The following is a 20,952-nucleotide window of genomic DNA, read 5'->3' as shown; positions in this document are numbered from 1 at the left end:
TCATTCTTTTCTCTCCAAGATTCCAGACCGCATTAAGTAGTTGTTCTTCCCCTGAGATGCCAGGCTCCGGATTCCACAGTAACGCACGTTATCCGTTCTAACATCTTAAAAAAAGGGCAGTGAGAGGTTATACACCTACCAACCACCCTTTTCATTTAATTCATAGTTTATACGTTTAATCCCGATTAAGCAGTTGTTTCTTCGCCTTGGTGAGCTTCAACAACGGCATCGGCCATTTTACCAGTCAACAATTTGACAGCGCGGATCGCGTCATCGTTACCTGGAATTACATAGTCGATTTCATCCGGATCACAGTTCGTATCAACGATACCAACGATTGGGATACCCAATTTGCGAGCTTCCGCTACTGCGATGCGCTCTTTGCGAGGATCGATAACGAACAATGCGCTTGGAAGACCCTTCATGTTCTTGATACCGCCCAAGAATTTTTCAAGACGATCTTTCTCTTTGCGGAGAAGGATAACCTCTTTCTTAGGCAATACTTGGAACGTGCCGTCCTCTTCCCAAGTTTCGAGCTGCTTCAAGCGGTTGATACGCTTTTGGATCGTTTCGAAGTTAGTCAAAGTTCCGCCGAGCCAACGTTGGTTGATGTAGTACATACCGCAACGCTCTGCTTCTTCCTTCACGGAATCCTGAGCTTGTTTTTTCGTGCCGACGAACAGGATTGTACCGTTCTCTCCAGCTACGCTTTTTACGAAGTTGAATGCTTCTTCAACTTTCTTGACCGTTTTTTGCAGGTCGATAATGTAGATACCGTTTCTTTCAGTGAAGATAAATTTATCCATTTTCGGGTTCCAGCGACGAGTCTGGTGACCGAAGTGAACGCCAGCTTCCAAAAGCTGTTTCATGGAAATTACTGCCATCTTCACACACCTCCTAAGTTTGGTTTTTGTGTGTCCCTCCGCCGAGATCATTTTTCATTAAGACTCCCAATCCTGGAAGCACCCTCAACGAAATCACTCTGGCGTGTGTTTTAACACCGTCAATTACTATAACATAACCATGGGCAGGTTGCAATGTCTTTTGTGCACCTAAGCAGGTCCGGCCAATCAGGAAGCTTGAAGAGTTCCTGTAAAGAAAAAAACCTCTCTCAACCGGTGTGCTAGTTGGAGGGTTTTGTCGTGATTTTCGTGATGATCGAATTGTAGTTCTCGCCTGCCGTAAACGAGTATGTACCGCTCAGGATTTTGGTGTTGATTTTATTCTCGGTAGCTTTATTGATGAATGCCTGTTTATTGTCAATGACGCCGGCATCCATAAGGCTGTTTGCTACATCGCTGAGATTGTTTCCTGATGGAATGTTTACTTTAATATGCGCTTCCGCTTTGGCCGGTGTTTTCGGCTGCTCCGGATTTGTCACCCGAGGGGATTCCTGTTTCTTCTCCTCGCCCGGCTCAGGCTTCTTCGGCTGCTCCGGTGCTTCCGGCTTTTCCGTTCCCGTCTTCTGTGCAGGATCGGCTCCTTCGGACTCGCCGCCCTCGCCAAGCTCCTTCTCTTTCCACTGCTCCCCCGTCAACAGCTCGTCTGAATCTTCGACGATCTGCATATCCAAAGCTTCCGCTGCAGCCACCAGCTGCTTCTTCGTTAATTCCTGCGTCTGTGATGCAGTTGTGCCTTGACCGATCCACATCAGCTGAAGCAGCACTGCACCGATTACGAGACCGCTCCCCAGGCCCATCATAAATGTACGGTTCTTGATCACACGGATTCCTCCTGTTTGGCCAACTGGATAATAAGTTGAACTTCGCCTCGCTGAAGACCCGTGGTCTTGGCAATCATATCGATGGACTTTCCTTGCTCATATAGATTAAACAGCTCTGCGTATCTGGATTTGATGGAATGGACAGGAGGCGCCGGTTCCGCTTCGGAGGCCGCTGCAGCTGCTCCCGCAGATAAAGATACGGCCGCTGCGGCTTGCGCCAGCTTCTCTTCCGCCTGTCGAAGACGCGTTTGGGAATCGGTCATCTTCTCCTCCATGGCCAGCATGCGGTGCCGCAAATCACTGACCTGCTCCTGATGTGCTTGCTGCTTGGCATCCAGTTCTTTTTTCATCTGACTAACCAGTTCCACCAACTGTTCGTTCTCGTTTTGGATTTCCGCCATGTATCCTTCAAGCGTGTTCTCCACTTCTTTTACAACCCGCTCGCTGGACACGGTCTCTTCACGGCGTTTCGGCAGCATGAAAGCATACAGCACGGCGGCAATGCCAAGCAGCACGATATATATCCATGGTTTCAAATCCATTAACTCCTTTATGCCTATAAATTATCTAGAGCGAAACATCAAAATTTTTGCCTTTATAGGGATGCTCTGCCGGCTGCTCCACTGTCTCGCTTGATTCTGCCGCTCCCCGGCCTTGTTGCTGCCCGGAGGATTGACGGCTACCGTCATCGCGCACGGCTGTCTCCGCCGTCTCACTCACTTCCGTGCTTCGCTGGGCTTCCGCACGGCTGTTCTTCGTTAATTCACCTGCAAGCAGCGTCTGATCATTCATCGGTCGCTGCTGAGTTTCATTATGCATCTTGCCCGCTTCATTGGTTCTGGGAACCGCAATTTGCATCTCAACCGATTTCAAACTCAATGGAATCACCTCATGATATAGGATCATACCCACAAGCATTTAATACGCATATTTTGACTTACAGGAGCGGCACCATGGTGATATCGCCTTCATGATAGTAAAAAGAAACCCGCTGCGTGGGATCCTTAACAAAGCGGGTATACCGTCCTATGACAATTTTGGCTCCGCCGTAGATCGTCTTTACCACATTCACTCTTGCTTTGCCGGTATCCTCCAGCATCTTCTCGATTTCAAGCATACGGTCCTTGATATCGGCTTGTTCCGCCATGTTTGATTTCTTGGTCGCATTCAGTTTAATCCGCAGCGCTAGCTTGTCTGGCGACAATTGACCCGAGGAAGCCAACTGGTTCAGAAGATAAAGCGCTTTATCGGTTTTATCCATACTTTCTATTGATTGCTTCAATTGTGCTCTAAGATCTGCCAGTTCATTCCGCAGCTCAGGCAGCACGCCGACTTCAACTACGGTAGCCGTCGACATGCTGTTTCCGATCGTTCGGGCAACCACCTTTTCTCCCGCCTGCAAAACACCGCCTACCACTAGGCCCTTCATGCCGTTGCATTCGATATTCTGAACCGCGCGGATGTTGGAATGCATGATGCTCTGCGAGACGAATACGCTAGCGCCGGCAATGACGTTTCCATCCTGGATGAACGAGCTTTTGACATCCTGGCCAGCCTTTACGTAGCCTTTGTTGTACCCGATGATTCCGCCGGATATATCGATCGAACCTTCAGCCTCCAGTTCGGCCCCTTCCACAAAGCCGGTAACTCGAATATCCCCTGCTGCCTTGATTCTGAATCCGGTAAGGACATTGCCGCGAATGACCACGGTACCGACAAAGTCGATATTGCCTATACTGTAGTCAACATCCCCATTAATCTCATATACCGGAAACACATTGATTTTTCCTTTTTCCGTCTTGGTGAGGAGTCCGTCAAGGGCAGCGTACATTGCAGTTTTTTCGGCATTAACAACGACGTTCTTCCCCACCTTGAAATGAGCTTCCTTTCCCGGTTTGCTCGGAATCTCCTCTCCGGTCACCGCAGTTCCGGGGACTCCTGTTGTTGGCGGGATTCGGGTTGCAAGCAGCTGTCCCTTCTTTACATTATTTAAACGAATCACTTCTTTATAATCCACTTTGCCATCTTCGATCTCCAGCGGCTTCAGGTTCGTCTCATTCCCAAAATTAACGGTAAATTCGATTCTGCCGTTCTGTCCGTGCATAGGTTCCGTTCCCATGGCAATCGGCGTTCTACTATATTGATATTCCTCAGCATGATCTGCGATTCGCCGCAACGTATCATGTTGAAGTCCATATCGTACCTGGTGACTTCTCAGAAATTGTTCAAGAGCTTCTACAGAGCAAGAGAAATCCTTCTCCCACTTGGTGAACTGTATATAGGCGACGACCTTGTCATCCGATAGCGTAACGCTAAAGTACTGATCCAATGCATAATCTACAGACAATCCAGGAACCCCCTTCATAAATGGCAAGCGTCAATCGTTTTGCATCAGCAAATCCCGATCTTTATCGAGCGCGCCCCGAAGTCTCAATATCGCTTTGGAATGAAGCTGAGATATTCGTGAAGGTGATAGCGACATCACCTCAGCAATTTCGCTGAGTGATAAATCCTCATAGTATAATAAGGAAACTACGGTCCGCTCTTTCGGGGTTAATTTACCGATACCCTTCATCAGGGCTTCTCGCAGATAAAATTCATGGACCTTGTGATCCGGATTTTTCGCTTTCTCATCAACCAGTAGCGACATTCGGGTTTCAGACTCCTCCTCGCGGATCGGATCCTCCAGAGATGTTAATGTCATGACCGCTACTTCTTGCAGCATGTGCCGGAACTCCTTCTCGGTCACTTCAAGGTAATCACTCATCTCGGAATCACTGACGCTGCGTAAATACTTCTGTTCCAACTGCTGATATGCAGTTTCAATCTTCTTCGCTTTCTCGCGGACAGAACGCGGCACCCAGTCCCCTTGGCGCAGCGAGTCCAGAATAGCCCCACGCACACGCCAAGAAGCATAGGTTTCGAACTGCAGCCCTCGTTTGTAATCAAACTTCTCGATGGCGTCAATCAGACCCATTACCCCATTGCTGGCCAAATCTCCCTTAGAAACGTTCTTTGGAAGACCGATAGCCAAGCGGCTTGAAACATAGTCAACGATGTGCAAATGATATTCGATTAGTTTCTTCTTCGCTTCATGGTCTCCATCTTCCTTCCATGCGCTCCACAAATCCGCATGGTTTAGCACAGAAGCTTTACGTTCGTCCAATTGCCTTCACCCTCCTTATTTTTCCGTAAGGTGACGAACGGCCTTGGCCAGTTCTTCGGGTTCTTTCGTTGAAACCAGCTTAGGAGGATTTAGCGGTACAAAGTCTCCATTTTCTTTGCTGCTGGATTCGGAATGGATTAAATCCATCAATTCCCGATCCTCATCAGGCGTGGATATATCAAGAACAGTCCCTCGGTCTTGCTCCCGCGGCGTGTCGACGTCCCCTTGAACAGCGGCTCGCGGACCCGTAATGGCAGCAAACATCCAATTCAGCAGGAATGCCAGAAGAAACCAAATCGCACATGCAAGGAGCGCCCGATACATGCTGGTCATCCACAGATTGTTACGTATGGAGAATATAAACGTGAACACAAAACCGGCAATTCCAGTCATCAGATAAAAACGGAGTTTTCCCATTAGCTACAATTCCTTTATGCCCTTTTGTACGCTGCGTATTGTAAACTTACCCGTTGCACAGTCCAACTCAACGGTTCTTCCATAATTCCCCCCGGTATCCTCGGCAATTAACGCAATCCCCATCTGCTCGAGTCCAGCCTTGCAAGACTCTACATTACGCGGACCAATGCGCATGGTGTCACCCGAGCCGGCAAAAGCAAACATTTGTGCTCCCCCGGCCATTTTGGCTATCATACGTGCCGGAGACGCACCCAAATTCCTCATCTGATTCAATAGGATCGGAAGAGCCGTATCGGCGTATTTGGCGAGGTTTAGCTGCCCTTCTCTGGCAATCGCTGAAGATGGAAGCATTACATGCGCCATTCCACCAATCTTCGTCACCGGATCATACAACGTCAGTCCCACGCACGAGCCGAGTCCCGTTGTACGCAAAATACCGTTTGGACCTGCGACGTTCAGATCCGCCATGGATACTTTCACTATGCTTTGTTCTTCAATCATGCTCTAAAGGCACTCCTAAAGCTTCGAAAATTTGAGCAAATGATTGTGGATCAGGTATCAGGAAGAACTGGCCTTCCACCTCGTTCTGCCCTTCTAGGAACGTCGTGTTGATTAAGAGGGCATCGTCTCCCATTTCTCCGAACTGCAGCAGTCCATAACTCAAAATGGCACCTGCCATATCCATCGCGAGGGCCGGCACCGTAGGTGTCATGGACAGATTGGTCAAATCAGCGAGCGACGATAAGTACGAACCTGACAATATGTTTCCGATCTCGCATAATGCGGACTGCTCCATCTCGGAGAATTGCTCCTCATCCGACACTTCAAAGCCCGCTAAATTATGTAGCAAATTCTTCCCGGCTTCCGGACTCATAATAAAGAAGAGATTGCCGGGCGCACTGCCTTCCACCCGTAAAAATACGGCAAGAACGAGCTGTTCGCTTCCTCCTACACTTTCGGCGATCTGCTCAAAAGGCAGGAGTTGAACTTTGGGTACAGCCATATCAATAGGTTTGTTAAGCAAGCGGGAGAGGGCGGTTGCCGCATTGCCCGCTCCGATGTTTCCTACTTCCTTCAAAACATCCATTTTGATTTCTTTGCCATGCTTAAACAGCTCCACCGTCTACTCCTCAAGGCCTTCCAGCTGAATAATCTCACTCTTGTTCAACACTTCGGACAAATTCAGCATGACGAGAAGGCGCTCCTCTCCTACCTTCGCGACACCGCGAAGATATTTCGCTTTAATTCCGCCGACCACCTCAGGTGGAGAGTCTATGCTGTCCGTGTTCAGATCGATGACATCACTTGCGGAATCCACGATAAAGCCTACCTGCATGTCATTGACCGCTACGATGATAACCCGCGTTTGATCGGTTGCTTCCACCTCGTCCAATCCAAAACGGCCGCGCAGATTGATTACAGGAATGACGACGCCTCGAAGATTAATAACCCCTTTTACAAAAGCATAAGTCTTCGGAACACGCGTAATGGGCATCATTCGCTCAATGGTTTGAACCTTGTCTACCTCGATGCCGTATTCTTCCTCGCCAAGTTTAAAGACAATAACCTTGATTTCTTCTCCCATGAATAAGTCCTCCTTCAAAATGTGTGGCCTGCCGTGCTTGGTAACAACGCATTATTTGATAAATGCATTTGCGTCGATGATAAGAGCGACTTGTCCATCCCCCAGGATGGTTGCTCCGGATACCCCCTGAATGGCAGGCAGATATTTACCCAGATTTTTAATGACGATTTCACTCTGACCGATAAAATCATCGATGGTGAGTGCCGCCAAACGATCCCCCTTGCGGATCACAACAATCTCTGTTTCTTCTTCCAGCTCTTCATCAAAATCTGGAACTTCAAACAAACGGCTAAGCGAGATGACCGGTATCAGCGATTCACGGAACTGGATCATGCGGCTGCCGTGAACATGTTTGATTTGGCCGCGCTTGATGATGCCCGTTTCAACAATGGAGGAGAGCGGAATCGCGTATTTTTCGGATCCCATCCGAATCAGCATAGCTGCTATGATAGACAACGTTAATGGAAGCTGAACGGAAAAGTTCGTGCCTTTTCCCGGCGTCGAGTAGATGGTGACGTTACCGCCCAGGGCAACGATTTTGGATTTAACAACGTCGAGCCCAACACCTCGGCCGGATACATCCGAAATTTTCTCAGCGGTGCTGAATCCCGGTGCGAAAAGCAGTTGATTGACCTCGTCATCGGTCATGGTCGCTGCTTCGGCCTCCGTCACAACGCCTTTTGCCAGCGCGTTCTTCAGAATTTTGTCACGGTAGATACCGCGTCCATCGTCCTCAATCTCAATGAAGACGTTGTTGCCGCTGTGGAACGCACGCAAATGCACGGTGCCAATCTCCGGCTTACCGGCAGCGATACGGTCGGCAACGGGTTCGACGCCATGATCTGCCGAGTTCCGCAGCAAATGGACCAGCGGATCACCGATCTCATCAATAACCGTACGATCCAGCTCCGTTTCAGCTCCGGTAATAATCAAATCAATTTTTTTGTCCAGGGTCTTGGCGAGGTCCCGCACCATCCTAGGAAAACGGTTGAACACCGTATCCACAGGCACCATGCGCAGTTTCAGGACGATATTCTGCAAATCACTGCTTACGCGGCTCATGTGCTCAACCGTGTCCGTCAGCTCCTGATTCTTGGACTCGCTGGCCAACTGCTCAAGGCGTACCCGGTCAATCAGAAGCTCGCTGAACAGATTCATTAGAACATCGAGCCGTTCAATATCAACCCGGATCGTTCTCGAAGGATTACCTCCCCCAGCATTTCGGGCGGGCGCCTTCGATTCTTTGATAGGCGCTGTAGCTCCCTTGGCTTCCGGTGAAGCTGCAGCTGCTTGAGATGCTTCTGGTGCTTGAGGTTTGACAGCTTCTGCTGTAGCCGCGCTCTCCTGAACCATTTGCTGCAAAGTTTCATGATCAAGCGCCACAACCGTGGTAGTCTCGATCTCCGAAACGCCCAGAATCTGGCTTTCAATATCTTGCGTTTCTCTTTGCGTTATGTAATACAACGAAAATACGCGATCGAATTCACCTTGTTCAATCTCTTGAACGTCCGGATATGTCTTGACGATTTCCCCGGATCTTTCCAGCGTTTCGAATACCATGTAGGCACGAACCGCTTTGAGTTGGCAATCCTCTCGCAATGTCACTTGTATATATAAAACTTTATGTCCTTCCGAAATAGATTGATCAAGCACGGAGAATTGAAACTCATCCAATTCAATTCCCTGGACGGCCGCAACGGAGTTATCCCCTTCGGCAGCTTCCCCAGCAGGCGCAACTCCTTCTCCGCGTACAATGGCCTGCAGGGATGCCACGATAGAGGAAACATCCGCCTTCCCGTCTCCGCCGTTGGTGATATCCTGCACCATCGATTCAAGAGCGTCCAAGCTTTTGAAGAGCGTGTCAAAGATAAAATCCTGCATCTTTAACTTTTCGTTCCGGACAAGATCCAACACGTTTTCCATCTGGTGGGTAAGCGAAGCCAGATCTTCGTAACCCATCGTTGCTGCCATACCCTTCAATGTATGAGCCGATCGGAAAATAATCTGTACGATCCCGATATCGTCCGGGTTGCTTTCTAATTGAAGCATGTTTTCATTTAATGATTGCAGATGATCATTTGACTCATCAATAAACATTGTCAAATATTGATTCATGTCCATTGAGAGACACCTCCTCTTCAAGTTCACTTTCCGTTATTTACAGCTTGAACCATTCTAGGTGCGATATCATGTAGTGGCAGAACATGGCTTACGCATCCGAGCTCAACCGCTGATCTGGGCATCCCGTATACGACGCAGGTTTGCTCGCTTTCCGCGTAGGTGGATGTCACCCCTGTATCGTAAAGCTTCTTCATCATTCTTGCTCCATCGCTTCCCATGCCGGTCATCAGTACCGCATGACGCTTGATCATGGTCAATGGCAGCAAGGATTCGAACAGCACATCTACAGATGGACGGTGACCGTTGCGTGTCTCATCCTCACTGATCCTGATTTGGTAAGCGCCGCTGTTCGAGCGGCAAACCCTCATATGGCTGCCTCCCGGAGCAATGTAGGCTTTGCCCGGTTCCAATACCATCCCTTGTTCAGCTTCCATGACCTCCAACTGGCTGAATGAATTCAGGCGCTGTGCAAGCGATTTGGTAAAACTCGGCGGCATATGTTGGACGATGACAATCGGGGCACGGAAGTTACCGGGAATGGGCTGGAGAAAAGCCTTTAATGCTCTTGGCCCGCCGGTCGAACACCCCACCGCAACCAAATCCGTCAATTCCGTTAATTGCGGTATTTTCGCTTCACGGAGCAGACGACTCTCGTTCTCTGGAGGCGCGGCTGGAACAAAGTCCGCAACAGGCTTGCGTTCTGCTTGTATCCGCCCTGATCCAGCGCGCTCTGCTCCTTCCGCCGCAGTAGATACCCTCTTTTCCACGGTTCGAGATGGCGGGATACGGGGCTCTTCCTTTCGTTTGCTCCGTTGGTCAGTCTGGCGGACCGTCGTTCTCTTCTCGTTCACCTGCGGCTTCTTGATCAGCGTTTTGTCAGAAGGCTTTGGCGAAAGAGGAACCGTTTTGTCCGCACTCCGTCGTCTCTGCTCTTCTTCTTCCCACAATGCCCTCCGCTGTTTAGCCTGCATTGCCGCATTCAGTTGCTTCATTAGTTCTGAACGCACCTGCTCAATATCAAGCGCATTAGAAATGGAAGGCTTTCGTATAAAATCAAATGCTCCTGCCTCAAGGGCAAGGATGGTCTCTTTCATGCCTTGCTCATTAATGCCCGACAACATAATGACCGGGCGGGGGCCTGATTCCATAATCAGCTTCAGAGCATCAAGACCATTCATTTCCGGCATTTCTACATCCAGTGTAATGACATCCGGATTCAATTCCTTTACTTTCCGAACGGCATCAAGCCCGTTGTCAGCTGTTCCAACAACTTGAAAAGATGGGTCACGCTCGATGAAATCGGAAAAGATTTTCCTCATAAATGCGGAATCGTCAACGACGAGCACACGAAAAGGCTTCATAGTTGTCCACCTCAGTTTCCATTAATCCAAGCAAAGAATCATTTCGTACGTTTAAGCCACCGATGCATAAATCCTTTGATTCCCTTCGGAGCTTCAGGCTCTGTGGCAGCAGGGACGGTCATGTAGCGAAGCGCGATCCGTCTGATATCGCTGGAGGCGTCACATCGCGGATACGCTGTTGTAAAGGGGACCTGCCGCTTAACCGCCTGGACAACATGCGTATCATCGGCAATCGAACCAAGCAGCTTGATGTCGATATCCAGGAAACGCTGGGCCGTCAAAATAATTTTGCCCGCTGCTTCCCGCGCCTCCTCTTCATCTCCCACACGATTGACAATCAGGCTGAACGGAACCTGGCATTCCGTGCCGTGCACCACCTTGATTAACGCATAGGCATCTGTGATGGACGTCGGTTCCGGCGTCGTGACGACTAGGCATTCATCAGCAGAAGTAATAAACCTCATATTTTCCTTGGACAATCCAGCTCCCGTGTCAAAAATGATATAGTCCATTTCCGAGGAAATAATTTCAATCTGTGAAATAAAATAATTCATTTCCTCTTCAGACAGGGACATCATGTCAGCCAAACCGGAACCTCCGGCAATGTAAGGAAGCTTGTCCGGTCCCTGTTGAATTACTTCTTCAATGCTCTTCTCCCGGCGAATGAGATGATACAAGCTGTACCGAGAGCTCACGCCCATTAAAACGTCAATGTTTGCCATCCCGATGTCGGCATCAAACACCAATACCTTTTTGCCCATCGATTGTAAAGCCAGCGCAAAATTCAGTGTGAAATTGGATTTCCCAACCCCGCCTTTACCGCTGCTGACCGTAATAATCTTCGCGGTTCTTGGGGTTGTAGGTTTAACGCTGTTCCCTGATTGCTGAGAAGAAACCAGCTGGCGGAGCGATTGAGCTTGATCCGTCATGTGCGAATCTCTCCCAGCAGCAGATGGCATAACCGATCGCTGTCGGCCATCAACAGATCATCCGGCACATTTTGACCATTGGTCATATAGGACAAGCGAAGGTTATGGGCATCAATCAGATTAAATAAGGAGCCGTAGCTGCCGGTCTCATCCATCTTCGTGAAGATGACCTTATCGAGTTCGTATTTGCTGAAATGATCCGCGATTTCGATCATATCGCTGCTCTTGGAGGTCAGGCTGAGCACAAGATAGGTTTCGCTTTGATCTGAATGGGAGAACAGGCTTTGAAGCTCGGAAACGAGCAGCTCGTTCCGATAGTTCCGGCCTGCTGTATCCATCAACACCAAATCACAATCCTGCAGCTTCTGAAGGGCTCGCTGCATATCACCAGGCGATTGCACGACTTCCATCGGCACATTGAGAATGGATGCGTAGGTGCGCAGCTGTTCAACAGCAGAAATCCGATACGTATCGGAAGTGATAAAACCTACCTTGCGTTGGTTACGGAACAGCTGCTCCGCAGCGATCTTCGCGATCGTGGTTGTCTTGCCGACCCCTGTCGGTCCGGCAATATATACAATCCGGGTCTCGGGCTGAACTCCGCCGCCAATACGCCCCTCAAGGAACGCCTCGGCTTGCTTGTGGATCACGTTCTGGAACTCGGCCTCGCTCATCTGCATATGACTGGCTTTCCAGGCTTCTTCAGCGGCAGTGAGCCACTCTTCCGTCAGCTTGGCCGAAAGATCCTGCTTAAGCAGCTGGTCCCGAATGAAATGCAGCGGCTCGGGAAGCTGCTGCGCTTCGAGGTTTTGCCTGGACAATCGCGCAATCCATTCCTTCATTTCCTTAAGCTCTTCAAGGACTCTTTGTTCGGACTCGCTAATTCCCAAACGGGAACTTAATGGCTCCTGCTGTCCTCCACGAGATGACGTAACAGACTTCACTGGTTCAACAGATGCAGCCGTTTCCGCTTGATCGCTTCGCATCGAGGCTTGTGCAGCTGCTGCAGGCTGTTGCACATGACCCACTTCAACCTTATGCCTGTTAACGGCCTCCTCTGAAGCAGCAACCTGGCTAAGAATCTCAGCAAAACGACTATAGTCATCCTCCTGCTGTATGCCGGAGGCTGTAACCGTGTTATTCACGGAACTCGTTGAGGCTTGTGAACCAGGCTTCGAAATTTCAGCCGTTCGTTGATAGGCCTTGGGTACGGCACCAGAAGGTACGGCAGGCGTAACTTTGGACTTCACCGGGGCAGAGCCCTTGGATTTCTCCGCTTGCTCTACCGCCGCGATCACCTCGATCTTCTTGCGGGTAAACATACCCAGGAATCCGCCTACCTTGGTTTCCTTCGTACTCAATATGACAGCGTCCGCACCCAAATCCGTACGAATGTGCTGCATCGCCTCAGGCATCGTGTCGACGATATACCTCTTCACTCTCATAAGTTCACCACTCCGACACTTTGAATTTCGACGTTCGGCTCCAGCTCACTATAAGACAACACGGGAATATCCTGCATGCTTCGTTCAATAACCTGCCTTAAATACATTCTTATGGCCGGCGAGGTAAGCAGAACAGGCTGCTGCCCCATCTGAATGATCCGGTTAACCTGTTCACTGAGCTTCTGAAACACGCTCTGTGTCGATGCCGGGTCCATGGCAAGATAGCTTCCTTGGTCGCTCTGCTGGACGCTTTCGGCGATCTTCTTCTCAAGCTGTGGTCCAACCGTGATGACCCGCATAGCCTCTCCCTCTTGAGCATATTGCTGGGTGATCTGCCGGGAGAGAGCTTGTCTTACATATTCGGTAAGGACATCGGGATCCTTGGAGTAATGTCCGTAATCCGCAAGGGTCTCGAGAATCGTGACCATGTCCCGGATCGAGATTTTTTCTCGGAGCAGCTTAGCCAACACCTTCTGCACCTCTCCAATGGTCAACACGGAAGGAATGAGCTCGTCCACAAGGACCGGATAGCTTTCTCTGATGTTATCAACCAATGCCTTGGTCTCCTGTCGTCCAATCAGCTCATGGGCATGTCTCTTGATCAACTCGGTCAAATGGGTAGCCACAACGGACGGTGGATCGACTACGGTATATCCGGCAAGATCCGCCCGCTCTTTCATGGCTTCATCTATCCAAAGCGCAGGGAGCCCGAAGGCCGGTTCGGTCGTTTCGATCCCCGTTACGGATTCATCCTCATACCCAGGGCTCATGGCGAGGTAGTGATTTAATAATAATTCACCGCCGCCGACAGCATTCCCTTTTATTTTTATGACATATTCATTCGGTTTTAGTTGAATATTGTCGCGAATTCGGATAACCGGTACGACAAGTCCCAGCTCAAGTGCGCATTGTCTCCGAATCATAATGATCCGGTCCAATAAATCTCCACCCTGCTGCGCATCCGCTAGCGGAATCAACCCATACCCGAATTCGAATTCGATCGGATCAACCTGAAGCAGGTTGATCACGCTTTCCGGACTTCGAACCTCTTCGATTTGTTGTTCCTCCTCCATCTGCTCCACCTCGACCTGCTTGCGATCCAGATTGTTCTGCATCCTCCGTGCCGCAATAAATAAGATGAGCGCAATCGGCGCAGTCGTAATCAGGTGAATGGGTGTGAATATACCTAGCAACAGAACGGTACCTGAAACAATGTACAATAGATGAGGGTATGAGAAGAGCTGCCCTGTCAGATCCTCCGCCAGATTCCCTTCGGAAGAAGCTCTTGTAACAATCAGCCCCGCTGCAGTGGAAATCAAAAGCGCCGGAATCTGACTGACCAATCCGTCCCCGATCGTCAGGATGGAGTATGTGCTCATCGCGTCTCCGAATGACATTCCGTGAATCGAGATCCCGATGATAAATCCGCCGATCAAGTTGATCAGCATGATGACAATCGTAGCGATGGCGTCACCTTTTACGAATTTACTTGCACCATCCATAGCCCCGTAAAAGTCGGCTTCCCGCTCGATTTTTCTTCTCCGCTCCCTGGCTTGCTGCTCATTGATCAAACCTGCGTTCAGATCCGCATCGATACTCATCTGTTTACCAGGCATCGCATCGAGCGTAAATCTTGCCGCAACCTCTGCTACCCGCTCCGAGCCTTTGGTAATGACGATGAACTGTACGACAACGAGGATCAAAAAGACGATGAATCCAACCGCAATTTCGCCATTCGCTATCCACTTACCGAACGTGGCTACAACCTCGCCCGCATTAGCTTCCGACAGGATCAGCTTCGTTGTCGAAATGTTAAGCGCTACACGAAACAGTGTCGTGATGAGCAATAAGGAAGGAAAGATGGAGAAATCCAAGGCTTCCTTCGTATTCATTGCCACCAACAGGATAATAAGAGCCAGCGAGATATTGATTATCAGGAGTACATCGAGCAGCCATACCGGGATCGGAAGAATCATCATGAGTACGATGCCAATGACACCCGCAAGGACAGATAGATCTTTTATTTTCACTGCAATGACGCCTCCGGTCCCAAGTTATTTCACTTTACCTTTTAGTTTATATACATAGGCCAGCACTTCCGCTACGGCCTGGAACAGGTCTCCCGGAATCGAATCCCCGATTTCCGACCGTTGGTACAAAGCGCGTGCCAGCGGCTTGTTTTCCATCGTTATAATTCCGTGTTCCTTCGCTATTTCTTTAATCCGCAAGGCCATGAAATCCTGACCCTTCGCAATGATCTGCGGAGCTTCCATCATGGACCCGTCATATTTGATCGCCACTGCAAAGTGGGTTGGGTTCGTGATGATAACGTCGGCATTCGGGACTTCCTGCATCATCCGCTGCAGTGCCATCCGACGCTGGCGTTCCCTGATCTTTCCTTTAATCAGCGGATCGCCCTCCATCTTCTTGTACTCGTCTTTGATGTCCTGTTTGGACATTCGAATGTTCTTTTCGTAATCATATTTCTGATACATGTAATCCAAAACGGCCAGAATGATCAGTCCGATGGCAATCTTAAAACCCAGCGACATGGTGATATCCGCCACGAAATGAAAAATGGTGTCGGGGCCCATCGTCGACAAGGACGATAATCCTTCCCTGGCAGCCCACAAGGTGGTGTACACGAGGTAGCCGATGATGGTCAGTTTAATGACCGATTTCAAAAACTCGACCAAGGAACGCATCGAGAATATGTTCTTGAACCCCTTGATGGGATCGATTTTACTGAACTTCATTTTCAAAGTCTCGCCCGTCAGCATAAACCCGACCTGCAAGTAATTGGTGATCAGCGCAACAACGAACACCGAGATAAACAACGGAGCCAGCAGAAGCAAGATTTGAACTCCATACTCCCCGAATAAATGCATCACATTGTCTTTCGTTACATCCATGGAGAGCCGATTAATATAAATGTCGGTAAACAGTCGAACGGTGCGGTCCCTCATATACCCGCCGAAAATTAACAAGCAAAAGAATGCGGCCAGCAAAACCGATGCACCCGATACCTCCATACTTTTGGCAACTTGGCCTTTCTTACGTGTATCCTGACGTTTCTTCGGTGTGGCTTTCTCCGTCTTTTCGCCAGCGAACAACTGTAAGTCGACCGGATACCGGTATGACATCCGCTTCACCTCCATCCTCCTTAAGTCGGCCCGTCGCCAAGAACGCCGAGTAGCTGCCGGAGTGCTTCAAACATTTTGGCAAACAGATGATCAAATAGGGACACCAGCATGGGCATGAGCAGCATCAGCAGCACGAGTCCAAAGATGATTTTGATGATAATCCCGATAACAAACACATTGAACTGCGGTGCCGTCCTTGCCAGAAAGCCAAGCCCGACATCGGTCAGGAACAGGGCTGCTACCAGCGGAGCGGCCATTTGAAGTGCCAATACAAAAGAGTGCGAGAATGTCCGTACGAGAAAATCCGTCACATTGCCGTCATGAATCTTCCCAAACACATCACCCGTAATCGGAATCCAATCATAGCTGTACATAATCGCGTCCAGCAGATAATGGTGGCCATTCATGCTCAGGAATACCAGTAATGCAAGATAATATTTGAAGTTACCGATTAATGGGGTAGACGTCCCTGTAAAAGGATCGATGACATTAGCCATGCTAAAGCCGATCTGAATGTCAATTAATGCGCCTGCCGTTTGGACGACGGCCATAATAAGATAAGCAGTGAAACCAAGCAGCAGTCCCACCAATACTTCCTGGACAATCAATATGACGTAAGACAGATCTTGCGGAACCGCTTCTCCGAGCCCGAACGAAAAATATACGATCAGGGTAATGATAGCCGAAAGGCCTATTTTGTAAGAAGGAGGTATGCCGCGTGAAGTAAACACTGGCGTTATTACAAAAAAAGCTGTTATTCGACAAAAAATAAGCATGAAAACAGGTAAACTTTGCTGCAACCATTCCATGGACACTCAGCCTATCCGATATATTTGTAGAGATTGTCCAAAATACCGTGGGTAAAATCCACTAACGTCGTTAATATCCAAGGGCCAAACAGCAGTAATGATATAAGAACGATAATAATTTTTGGTACGAAAGCCAGCGTCTGTTCCTGGATTTGTGTTGTCGCTTGAAAAATACTGATGATAAGTCCGACAACCAGTGCGAGAACCAGCATCGGTGCGCTCACCTGGAGCACAATATAAACCGCTTGTCCTGCCAGACCGATAATAAATTCAGCGCTCACGGCGAGTCCCCCTGTATTCGAATTACTTGCCGCTTATTGCTACGTGTTAAAGCTCATCAGCATGGATTTCACTACCAAATACCAGCCGTCTACCAAAACGAAGAGCAAAATCTTGAATGGCAGCGAAATCATAACCGGCGGCAGCATCATCATACCCATCGCCATCAGCACGCTGGCAACCACGATATCGATGACCAGAAACGGAATGAAGATCATAAAGCCCATCTGAAAGCCCGTCTTCAGCTCACTTATGGCAAATGCCGGTACCAAAACCGTTAATGGGATATCCTCGTAAGATTCGGGTTTCTCTGCGCCTGTGTAATTCATGAACAACAATAGATCCTTTTCTCGTGTGTGCGCGAACATGAACTTCTTCATAGGATCTTGAGCCTTATCCAGCGCTTCCGCTTGGGTGATCTCACCTTTCAGATAGGGCTGCAGCGCTACATCATTCATCGAAGACAACGTCGGAGCCATTACGAATAAGGTAAGAAACAGAGCCAGGCCGATCAACACTTGGTTTGGCGGTGTTTGCTGTGTGCCGAGTGAAGTACGGACAAAACCAAGCACGATAACAATCCTTGTAAAACTAGTCATCAGCACCAGTATCGCCGGTGCAATGCTAAGTATGGTAATCAGGAGTATCAAGGACAAGGAGCTTGTCCCCGGTGTGTCTCCTTCATTGCCGATTTGAATATCGATGTTTGGAATCGGATCCGCAAATGCCGTATGGGAAAACAGAAATCCAAACAATATGAAAATCGCGATAGCGTACGAGATCTTTTTATTCATGAATCTTTATGATCCTCCCGCAGCAATTCTTCGACCTTTTCTTTCCGGTTCGGTACGCTGCGCAGCTTGGACTCGAACACTTCATGGAAAGAAGATGCATCGTCCAATTCCATTTCTTCCGGTGGTTTGTCTTTACGGAGTTTTGCCGCCAGTTTCGTTATAAAAGGCGGCAGTGCCCCATTATGTATTCCAGAATCCTGTTCAAATGCAGCCTGGATAAGCGCAACTTCAGCTGGATCAGAAATTTTGTCCACCAACCGGACGTCTTCGCCAACTCCGATCACATAGATGCTGCCCCCAATTTCGACGAGCTGGAGGGATTTGTTAGGGCCCATCCCAACCGCACCCAAAGTACGAATGGAGCGGCCCTGCATCCAGCTCTGATTCTTTCTGCTGAGAAAGCGAATCAGGAACACGATCAACGCAACGATGATGGCAAGTACGATAAAGACATAAAACAACTGTAAATAATACCCGGTAGTACTACTTGAGCCTAATCCATCAGAAGCTGCCATCATCATAAGAAGAATCCTTATACGCCAAGCGTCTTATTGATGGCTTCAATGACTCTGTCCGATTGGAACGGTTTTACGATAAAGTCCTTGGCTCCAGCTTGGATCGCATCAATAACCATCGCTTGTTGGCCCATGGCAGAGCACATAATCACTTTTGCATTCGCATCGACTTTTTTAATCTCTTTCAGCGCGGCGATACCATCCATTTCCGGCATCGTAATATCCATCGTAATCAGATCTGGACGAAGTTCTTTAAATTTCTCGATTGCTTGCGCACCGTCCTGTGCTTCTCCCACAACCTCGAATCCGTTTTTGACCAATATGTCACGGATCATCATTCTCATAAATGCAGCATCGTCCACAATCAGAATTCGGTTAGCCATTGATAAAAATCCTCCCTAAAATGTTTGTGCTATTGTAATTTTTGAATCCGGTCCCATTGGCTCACGATATCCGTCACGCGTACACCAAAGTTCTCATCGATGACAACGACCTCGCCTTTGGCAATCAGTTTGTGATTGACAAGGATGTCTACAGGCTCACCGGCAAGCTTGTCCAGCTCGATGATCGAACCTTGCGACATTTCCAGGATATCCTTAATTTGCTTTTGAGTCCTCCCTAATTCTACGGTGACTTTAAGGGGAATGTCCATCAGTAAGTTCAGATTGTTTTCATCCACCTGGGTGTACGGCGCAGATTGCAGATTAGCGAACTGTACGGGCTGTACATTCACATTGCGATTCGGCATACCGCCGTACTGTTGCGGCTGCGCTTGGTAAGGCATCTGCGGCTGTCCATATGGCATGGATTGCGGGATCGGCCCTCCCTGTCCCTGCATTGGCTGGCTGTAGCCTTGCCCGTAGTCGTATCCTTGGCCCATATCATTGCCATTCACAGGGTTAGCAGGTGCTTGAGCCGGTTCCTGGGTACTGACAGGTGCTTCCACCGCTGGTGCGGCTTCCTGCTTCGCCGCAGGCTGAGGCTCTTCCGTTCCGTTGATAAGCATGTGAACCATATCCTTGGAAAAATGAACGGGAAGCAGCTGCATAATGGTTGAATCAATAAGGTCACCGATAATTATTCGGAATGAAATCTTAATCAGTGTTTCGTCCGGCGGAAGGTTGTTAACCCCTTCTCCTTTTTCCATGTTCAGAATGTCAATGCCTGGCGGCGATATATTGACAAACCGGTTAAAAATCGTCGACATGCTCGTTGCGGAAGAGCCCATCATCTGGTTCATCGCTTCCTGAACGGCACTGATATGAATCTCGTTTAGTTCCTCTTCCACGGGGTTGCCTTCCCCGCCTAACATCAGATCGGCAATGACCTGAGCATCGCGTGTTTTAATGACCAGAGAGTTAATTCCTTCAAATCCATCCACATAAGTAACATGTACCGCTACATGCGGCTTCGGAAATTCTTCCTCAAACTCGCTTCGCTTGATGATCGACACTTTGGGTGTTGTGATATCCACTTTCTTGCCCAGCAAGGTAGACAGAGCGGTTGCAGCACTGCCAAAGGTAATGTTACCAATCTCGCCGAGCGCGTCCTGCTCTAAAGGTGTTAATACATCATCGACAGTCGCCGCCGAAGGAATTGATGCTGGTGATGCCATTTCCGACTGTTTTAACAAAGCGTCGATTTCTTCCTGGGATAAATAGTCTTTACTCGTCAAATTCTTCAGCTCCTTCGATGACAATTTCATCGATTTGTACAGCAACCCGGTCTTTTATCGTTCCAGGGCTGCCAATAAACTTTAATCTGTCCCCAACCTTAATGGAAAGACCATCATGCATCGGCTTGTTTAATGAGATGACGTCGCCGACGCTCAGTCCTAAAAATTCGGACACCGTAAGCTGCGAAACGCCCAGCTCGGCAACAATCGGAAGCTTGGCCTTACTTACACGCTGCTTAAGAGCATCGACTTCCTCTGGAACACTCGCTTTTTTCTCCGAGATAAACCATTGATGCGCCGATAGCTTGGACATGATCGGTTCCAGCACCACGTGCGGGATACACAGATTAATCATCCCCGTGGTATCTCCGATTTTGGTGCTAAGGGAAATTAGCGCAATGGTTTCGTTTGGAGAAACGATCTGCATAAATTGCGGATTCGTTTCCAATGCTTCAAGCCGCGGTGAGATGTCCAGCACCGTTTTCCATGCTTCCTGCAGACTGTCGAATGCCCGGCTGAAAATGCGTTCCATGATGATCGTCTCGATTTCGGTCATCGAGCTGATGGAAGTAGGAGCAATGCCTGTTCCTCCCAGCAAACGGTCCAGCATCGCGTAAGCAATGTTTGGATGGACCTCGAGCACCATGCGCCCGACAAGCGGTTCCGCCTCGAATATATTAAGAACTGTCATTTTGGGTATGGAGCGAATGAATTCATCATATGGAAGCTGTTCAACCTGCACCACGTTGATTTGCACAAAAGTACGTAATTGCGCCGAGAAATACGTGGTCAAATATCGTGCAAAGTTCTCGTGAATGCGGGTCAAGCTCCGAATATGATCCTTGGAAAACCGGAGTGCCCTCTTAAAATCATAAGAACGAATTTTCTTTTGCGTTTCCTCTTTTTTCAGTTCTTCAGCATCCATTTCCCCTGAAGAGAGAGCGGCCAATAAGGCGTCGATCTCATTCTGCGATAAAACATCAACCATCT

General features: G+C 48.9%; 23 protein-coding genes. All 23 read right to left on the bottom strand.

What is annotated here, in order from left to right; all coding sequences use genetic code 11:
• Nucleotides 1–185: 185 nt before the first annotated feature.
• Nucleotides 186–884 (bottom strand): 30S ribosomal protein S2, encoded by a 699-nt coding sequence (rpsB, locus tag DP091_RS12705; RefSeq protein ID WP_071220108.1) that lies wholly within the window; start codon nucleotides 882–884, stop codon nucleotides 186–188.
• Between the two features lie 239 nt (nucleotides 885–1,123).
• Nucleotides 1,124–1,723 (bottom strand): endolytic transglycosylase MltG, encoded by a 600-nt coding sequence (locus DP091_RS12700; RefSeq protein WP_113058654.1) that lies wholly within the window; start codon nucleotides 1,721–1,723, stop codon nucleotides 1,124–1,126.
• Complete coding sequence (locus DP091_RS12695) at nucleotides 1,720–2,265, bottom strand: DUF6115 domain-containing protein (RefSeq protein WP_113058653.1); 546 nt, start codon at nucleotides 2,263–2,265, stop codon at nucleotides 1,720–1,722. The genes DP091_RS12700 and DP091_RS12695 overlap by 4 nt, the downstream gene beginning before the upstream one ends.
• 25 nt (nucleotides 2,266–2,290) lie before the next feature.
• A complete protein-coding gene (locus tag DP091_RS12690) occupies nucleotides 2,291–2,602 on the bottom strand; it encodes a hypothetical protein (RefSeq protein WP_113058652.1) in 312 nt (103 codons plus the stop codon).
• Between the two features lie 58 nt (nucleotides 2,603–2,660).
• Nucleotides 2,661–4,070 (bottom strand): flagellar assembly protein A, encoded by a 1,410-nt coding sequence (locus tag DP091_RS12685; RefSeq protein ID WP_113058651.1) that lies wholly within the window; start codon nucleotides 4,068–4,070, stop codon nucleotides 2,661–2,663.
• A 30-nt stretch (nucleotides 4,071–4,100) separates the two neighbouring features.
• Complete coding sequence (locus DP091_RS12680; protein WP_113058650.1) at nucleotides 4,101–4,889, bottom strand: FliA/WhiG family RNA polymerase sigma factor; 789 nt, start codon at nucleotides 4,887–4,889, stop codon at nucleotides 4,101–4,103.
• 15 nt (nucleotides 4,890–4,904) lie between these two features.
• Nucleotides 4,905–5,306 carry a hypothetical protein gene (locus tag DP091_RS12675; RefSeq protein ID WP_113058649.1) on the bottom strand — a complete coding sequence of 134 codons (402 nt, stop codon included), beginning with the start codon at nucleotides 5,304–5,306 and terminating at the stop codon, nucleotides 4,905–4,907.
• Nucleotides 5,307–5,309: 3 nt separating this feature from the next.
• Nucleotides 5,310–5,807, bottom strand: a complete 498-nt coding sequence (locus tag DP091_RS12670) for a chemotaxis protein CheD (protein WP_113058648.1) — start codon at nucleotides 5,805–5,807, stop codon at nucleotides 5,310–5,312.
• Complete coding sequence (locus DP091_RS12665) at nucleotides 5,800–6,393, bottom strand: chemotaxis protein CheC (RefSeq protein WP_253300548.1); 594 nt, start codon at nucleotides 6,391–6,393, stop codon at nucleotides 5,800–5,802. Before DP091_RS12665 ends, DP091_RS12670 begins: the two co-directional genes overlap by 8 nt.
• A 36-nt stretch (nucleotides 6,394–6,429) precedes the next feature.
• Nucleotides 6,430–6,891, bottom strand: coding sequence for a chemotaxis protein CheW (locus DP091_RS12660; protein ID WP_071220099.1), 462 nt, complete (start codon nucleotides 6,889–6,891; stop codon nucleotides 6,430–6,432).
• Nucleotides 6,892–6,942: 51 nt separating this feature from the next.
• Nucleotides 6,943–9,012: a chemotaxis protein CheA gene (locus tag DP091_RS12655; protein WP_113058646.1), complete on the bottom strand. Its 2,070-nt coding sequence runs from the start codon at nucleotides 9,010–9,012 to the stop codon at nucleotides 6,943–6,945.
• Nucleotides 9,013–9,035: 23 nt separating this feature from the next.
• Nucleotides 9,036–10,373, bottom strand: coding sequence for a protein-glutamate methylesterase/protein-glutamine glutaminase (locus tag DP091_RS12650; RefSeq protein WP_113058645.1), 1,338 nt, complete (start codon nucleotides 10,371–10,373; stop codon nucleotides 9,036–9,038).
• A gap of 38 nt (nucleotides 10,374–10,411) precedes the next feature.
• Nucleotides 10,412–11,302 carry a MinD/ParA family protein gene (locus DP091_RS12645; protein WP_113058644.1) on the bottom strand — a complete coding sequence of 297 codons (891 nt, stop codon included), beginning with the start codon at nucleotides 11,300–11,302 and terminating at the stop codon, nucleotides 10,412–10,414.
• A complete protein-coding gene (gene flhF, locus DP091_RS12640) occupies nucleotides 11,299–12,747 on the bottom strand; it encodes a flagellar biosynthesis GTPase FlhF (RefSeq protein ID WP_113058643.1) in 1,449 nt (482 codons plus the stop codon). The genes DP091_RS12645 and flhF overlap by 4 nt, the downstream gene beginning before the upstream one ends.
• Nucleotides 12,744–14,777: a flagellar biosynthesis protein FlhA gene (flhA, locus tag DP091_RS12635; RefSeq protein WP_113058642.1), complete on the bottom strand. Its 2,034-nt coding sequence runs from the start codon at nucleotides 14,775–14,777 to the stop codon at nucleotides 12,744–12,746. Before flhA ends, flhF begins: the two co-directional genes overlap by 4 nt.
• A 24-nt stretch (nucleotides 14,778–14,801) precedes the next feature.
• Entirely contained in the window at nucleotides 14,802–15,890 is a 1,089-nt protein-coding gene (gene flhB, locus DP091_RS12630; protein ID WP_113058641.1) for a flagellar biosynthesis protein FlhB, read from the bottom strand.
• Nucleotides 15,891–15,910: 20 nt separating this feature from the next.
• On the bottom strand, nucleotides 15,911–16,699 hold the full coding sequence (gene fliR / locus DP091_RS12625) for a flagellar biosynthetic protein FliR (RefSeq protein ID WP_113058640.1): 789 nt from the start codon (nucleotides 16,697–16,699) through the stop codon (nucleotides 15,911–15,913).
• 11 nt (nucleotides 16,700–16,710) lie between these two features.
• Nucleotides 16,711–16,980 carry a flagellar biosynthesis protein FliQ gene (fliQ, locus tag DP091_RS12620; protein WP_071220092.1) on the bottom strand — a complete coding sequence of 90 codons (270 nt, stop codon included), beginning with the start codon at nucleotides 16,978–16,980 and terminating at the stop codon, nucleotides 16,711–16,713.
• 39 nt (nucleotides 16,981–17,019) lie between these two features.
• Nucleotides 17,020–17,772: a flagellar type III secretion system pore protein FliP gene (fliP, locus tag DP091_RS12615; protein ID WP_076324981.1), complete on the bottom strand. Its 753-nt coding sequence runs from the start codon at nucleotides 17,770–17,772 to the stop codon at nucleotides 17,020–17,022.
• Nucleotides 17,769–18,293 carry a FliO/MopB family protein gene (locus DP091_RS12610; RefSeq protein WP_113058639.1) on the bottom strand — a complete coding sequence of 175 codons (525 nt, stop codon included), beginning with the start codon at nucleotides 18,291–18,293 and terminating at the stop codon, nucleotides 17,769–17,771. Before DP091_RS12610 ends, fliP begins: the two co-directional genes overlap by 4 nt.
• Before the next feature lie 11 nt (nucleotides 18,294–18,304).
• Entirely contained in the window at nucleotides 18,305–18,670 is a 366-nt protein-coding gene (locus tag DP091_RS12605; RefSeq protein WP_006211317.1) for a response regulator, read from the bottom strand.
• A gap of 29 nt (nucleotides 18,671–18,699) precedes the next feature.
• Nucleotides 18,700–19,962 carry a flagellar motor switch phosphatase FliY gene (fliY, locus tag DP091_RS12600; protein ID WP_113058638.1) on the bottom strand — a complete coding sequence of 421 codons (1,263 nt, stop codon included), beginning with the start codon at nucleotides 19,960–19,962 and terminating at the stop codon, nucleotides 18,700–18,702.
• Nucleotides 19,952–20,950, bottom strand: coding sequence for a flagellar motor switch protein FliM (fliM, locus tag DP091_RS12595; RefSeq protein ID WP_071220088.1), 999 nt, complete (start codon nucleotides 20,948–20,950; stop codon nucleotides 19,952–19,954). Before fliM ends, fliY begins: the two co-directional genes overlap by 11 nt.
• Between the last annotated feature and the right edge of the window lie 2 nt (nucleotides 20,951–20,952).

Origin of the sequence: Paenibacillus sp. MDMC362 (assembly GCF_003269305.1) — a bacterium.
Lineage (GTDB): Bacteria > Bacillota > Bacilli > Paenibacillales > Paenibacillaceae > Paenibacillus_AQ.
The sequence above is the reverse complement of the archived record's forward strand: the minus strand, read 5'-3'. Positions and strand labels throughout refer to the sequence as shown.

Excerpts from the sequence above, each read along its gene's own strand:
- DP091_RS12605 (WP_006211317.1), bottom strand. The coding sequence starts at position 18,670 with ATGGCTAACCGAATTCTGATTGTGGACGATGCTGCATTTATGAGAATG.
- DP091_RS12655 (WP_113058646.1), bottom strand. The coding sequence starts at position 9,012 with ATGGACATGAATCAATATTTGACAATGTTTATTGATGAGTCAAATGAT.
- flhF (WP_113058643.1), bottom strand. The coding sequence starts at position 12,747 with ATGAGAGTGAAGAGGTATATCGTCGACACGATGCCTGAGGCGATGCAG.
- DP091_RS12670 (WP_113058648.1), bottom strand. The coding sequence starts at position 5,807 with ATGATTGAAGAACAAAGCATAGTGAAAGTATCCATGGCGGATCTGAAC.
- DP091_RS12695 (WP_113058653.1), bottom strand. The coding sequence starts at position 2,265 with ATGGATTTGAAACCATGGATATATATCGTGCTGCTTGGCATTGCCGCC.
- DP091_RS12660 (WP_071220099.1), bottom strand. The coding sequence starts at position 6,891 with ATGGGAGAAGAAATCAAGGTTATTGTCTTTAAACTTGGCGAGGAAGAA.
- DP091_RS12650 (WP_113058645.1), bottom strand. The coding sequence starts at position 10,373 with ATGAAGCCTTTTCGTGTGCTCGTCGTTGACGATTCCGCATTTATGAGG.
- fliR (WP_113058640.1), bottom strand. The coding sequence starts at position 16,699 with ATGGAATGGTTGCAGCAAAGTTTACCTGTTTTCATGCTTATTTTTTGT.
- DP091_RS12610 (WP_113058639.1), bottom strand. The coding sequence starts at position 18,293 with ATGATGATGGCAGCTTCTGATGGATTAGGCTCAAGTAGTACTACCGGG.
- DP091_RS12675 (WP_113058649.1), bottom strand. The coding sequence starts at position 5,306 with ATGGGAAAACTCCGTTTTTATCTGATGACTGGAATTGCCGGTTTTGTG.
- flhB (WP_113058641.1), bottom strand. The coding sequence starts at position 15,890 with ATGTCATACCGGTATCCGGTCGACTTACAGTTGTTCGCTGGCGAAAAG.
- rpsB (WP_071220108.1), bottom strand. The coding sequence starts at position 884 with ATGGCAGTAATTTCCATGAAACAGCTTTTGGAAGCTGGCGTTCACTTC.
- fliP (WP_076324981.1), bottom strand. The coding sequence starts at position 17,772 with ATGAATAAAAAGATCTCGTACGCTATCGCGATTTTCATATTGTTTGGA.
- fliM (WP_071220088.1), bottom strand. The coding sequence starts at position 20,950 with ATGGTTGATGTTTTATCGCAGAATGAGATCGACGCCTTATTGGCCGCT.
- DP091_RS12665 (WP_253300548.1), bottom strand. The coding sequence starts at position 6,393 with ATGGATGTTTTGAAGGAAGTAGGAAACATCGGAGCGGGCAATGCGGCA.
- DP091_RS12645 (WP_113058644.1), bottom strand. The coding sequence starts at position 11,302 with ATGACGGATCAAGCTCAATCGCTCCGCCAGCTGGTTTCTTCTCAGCAA.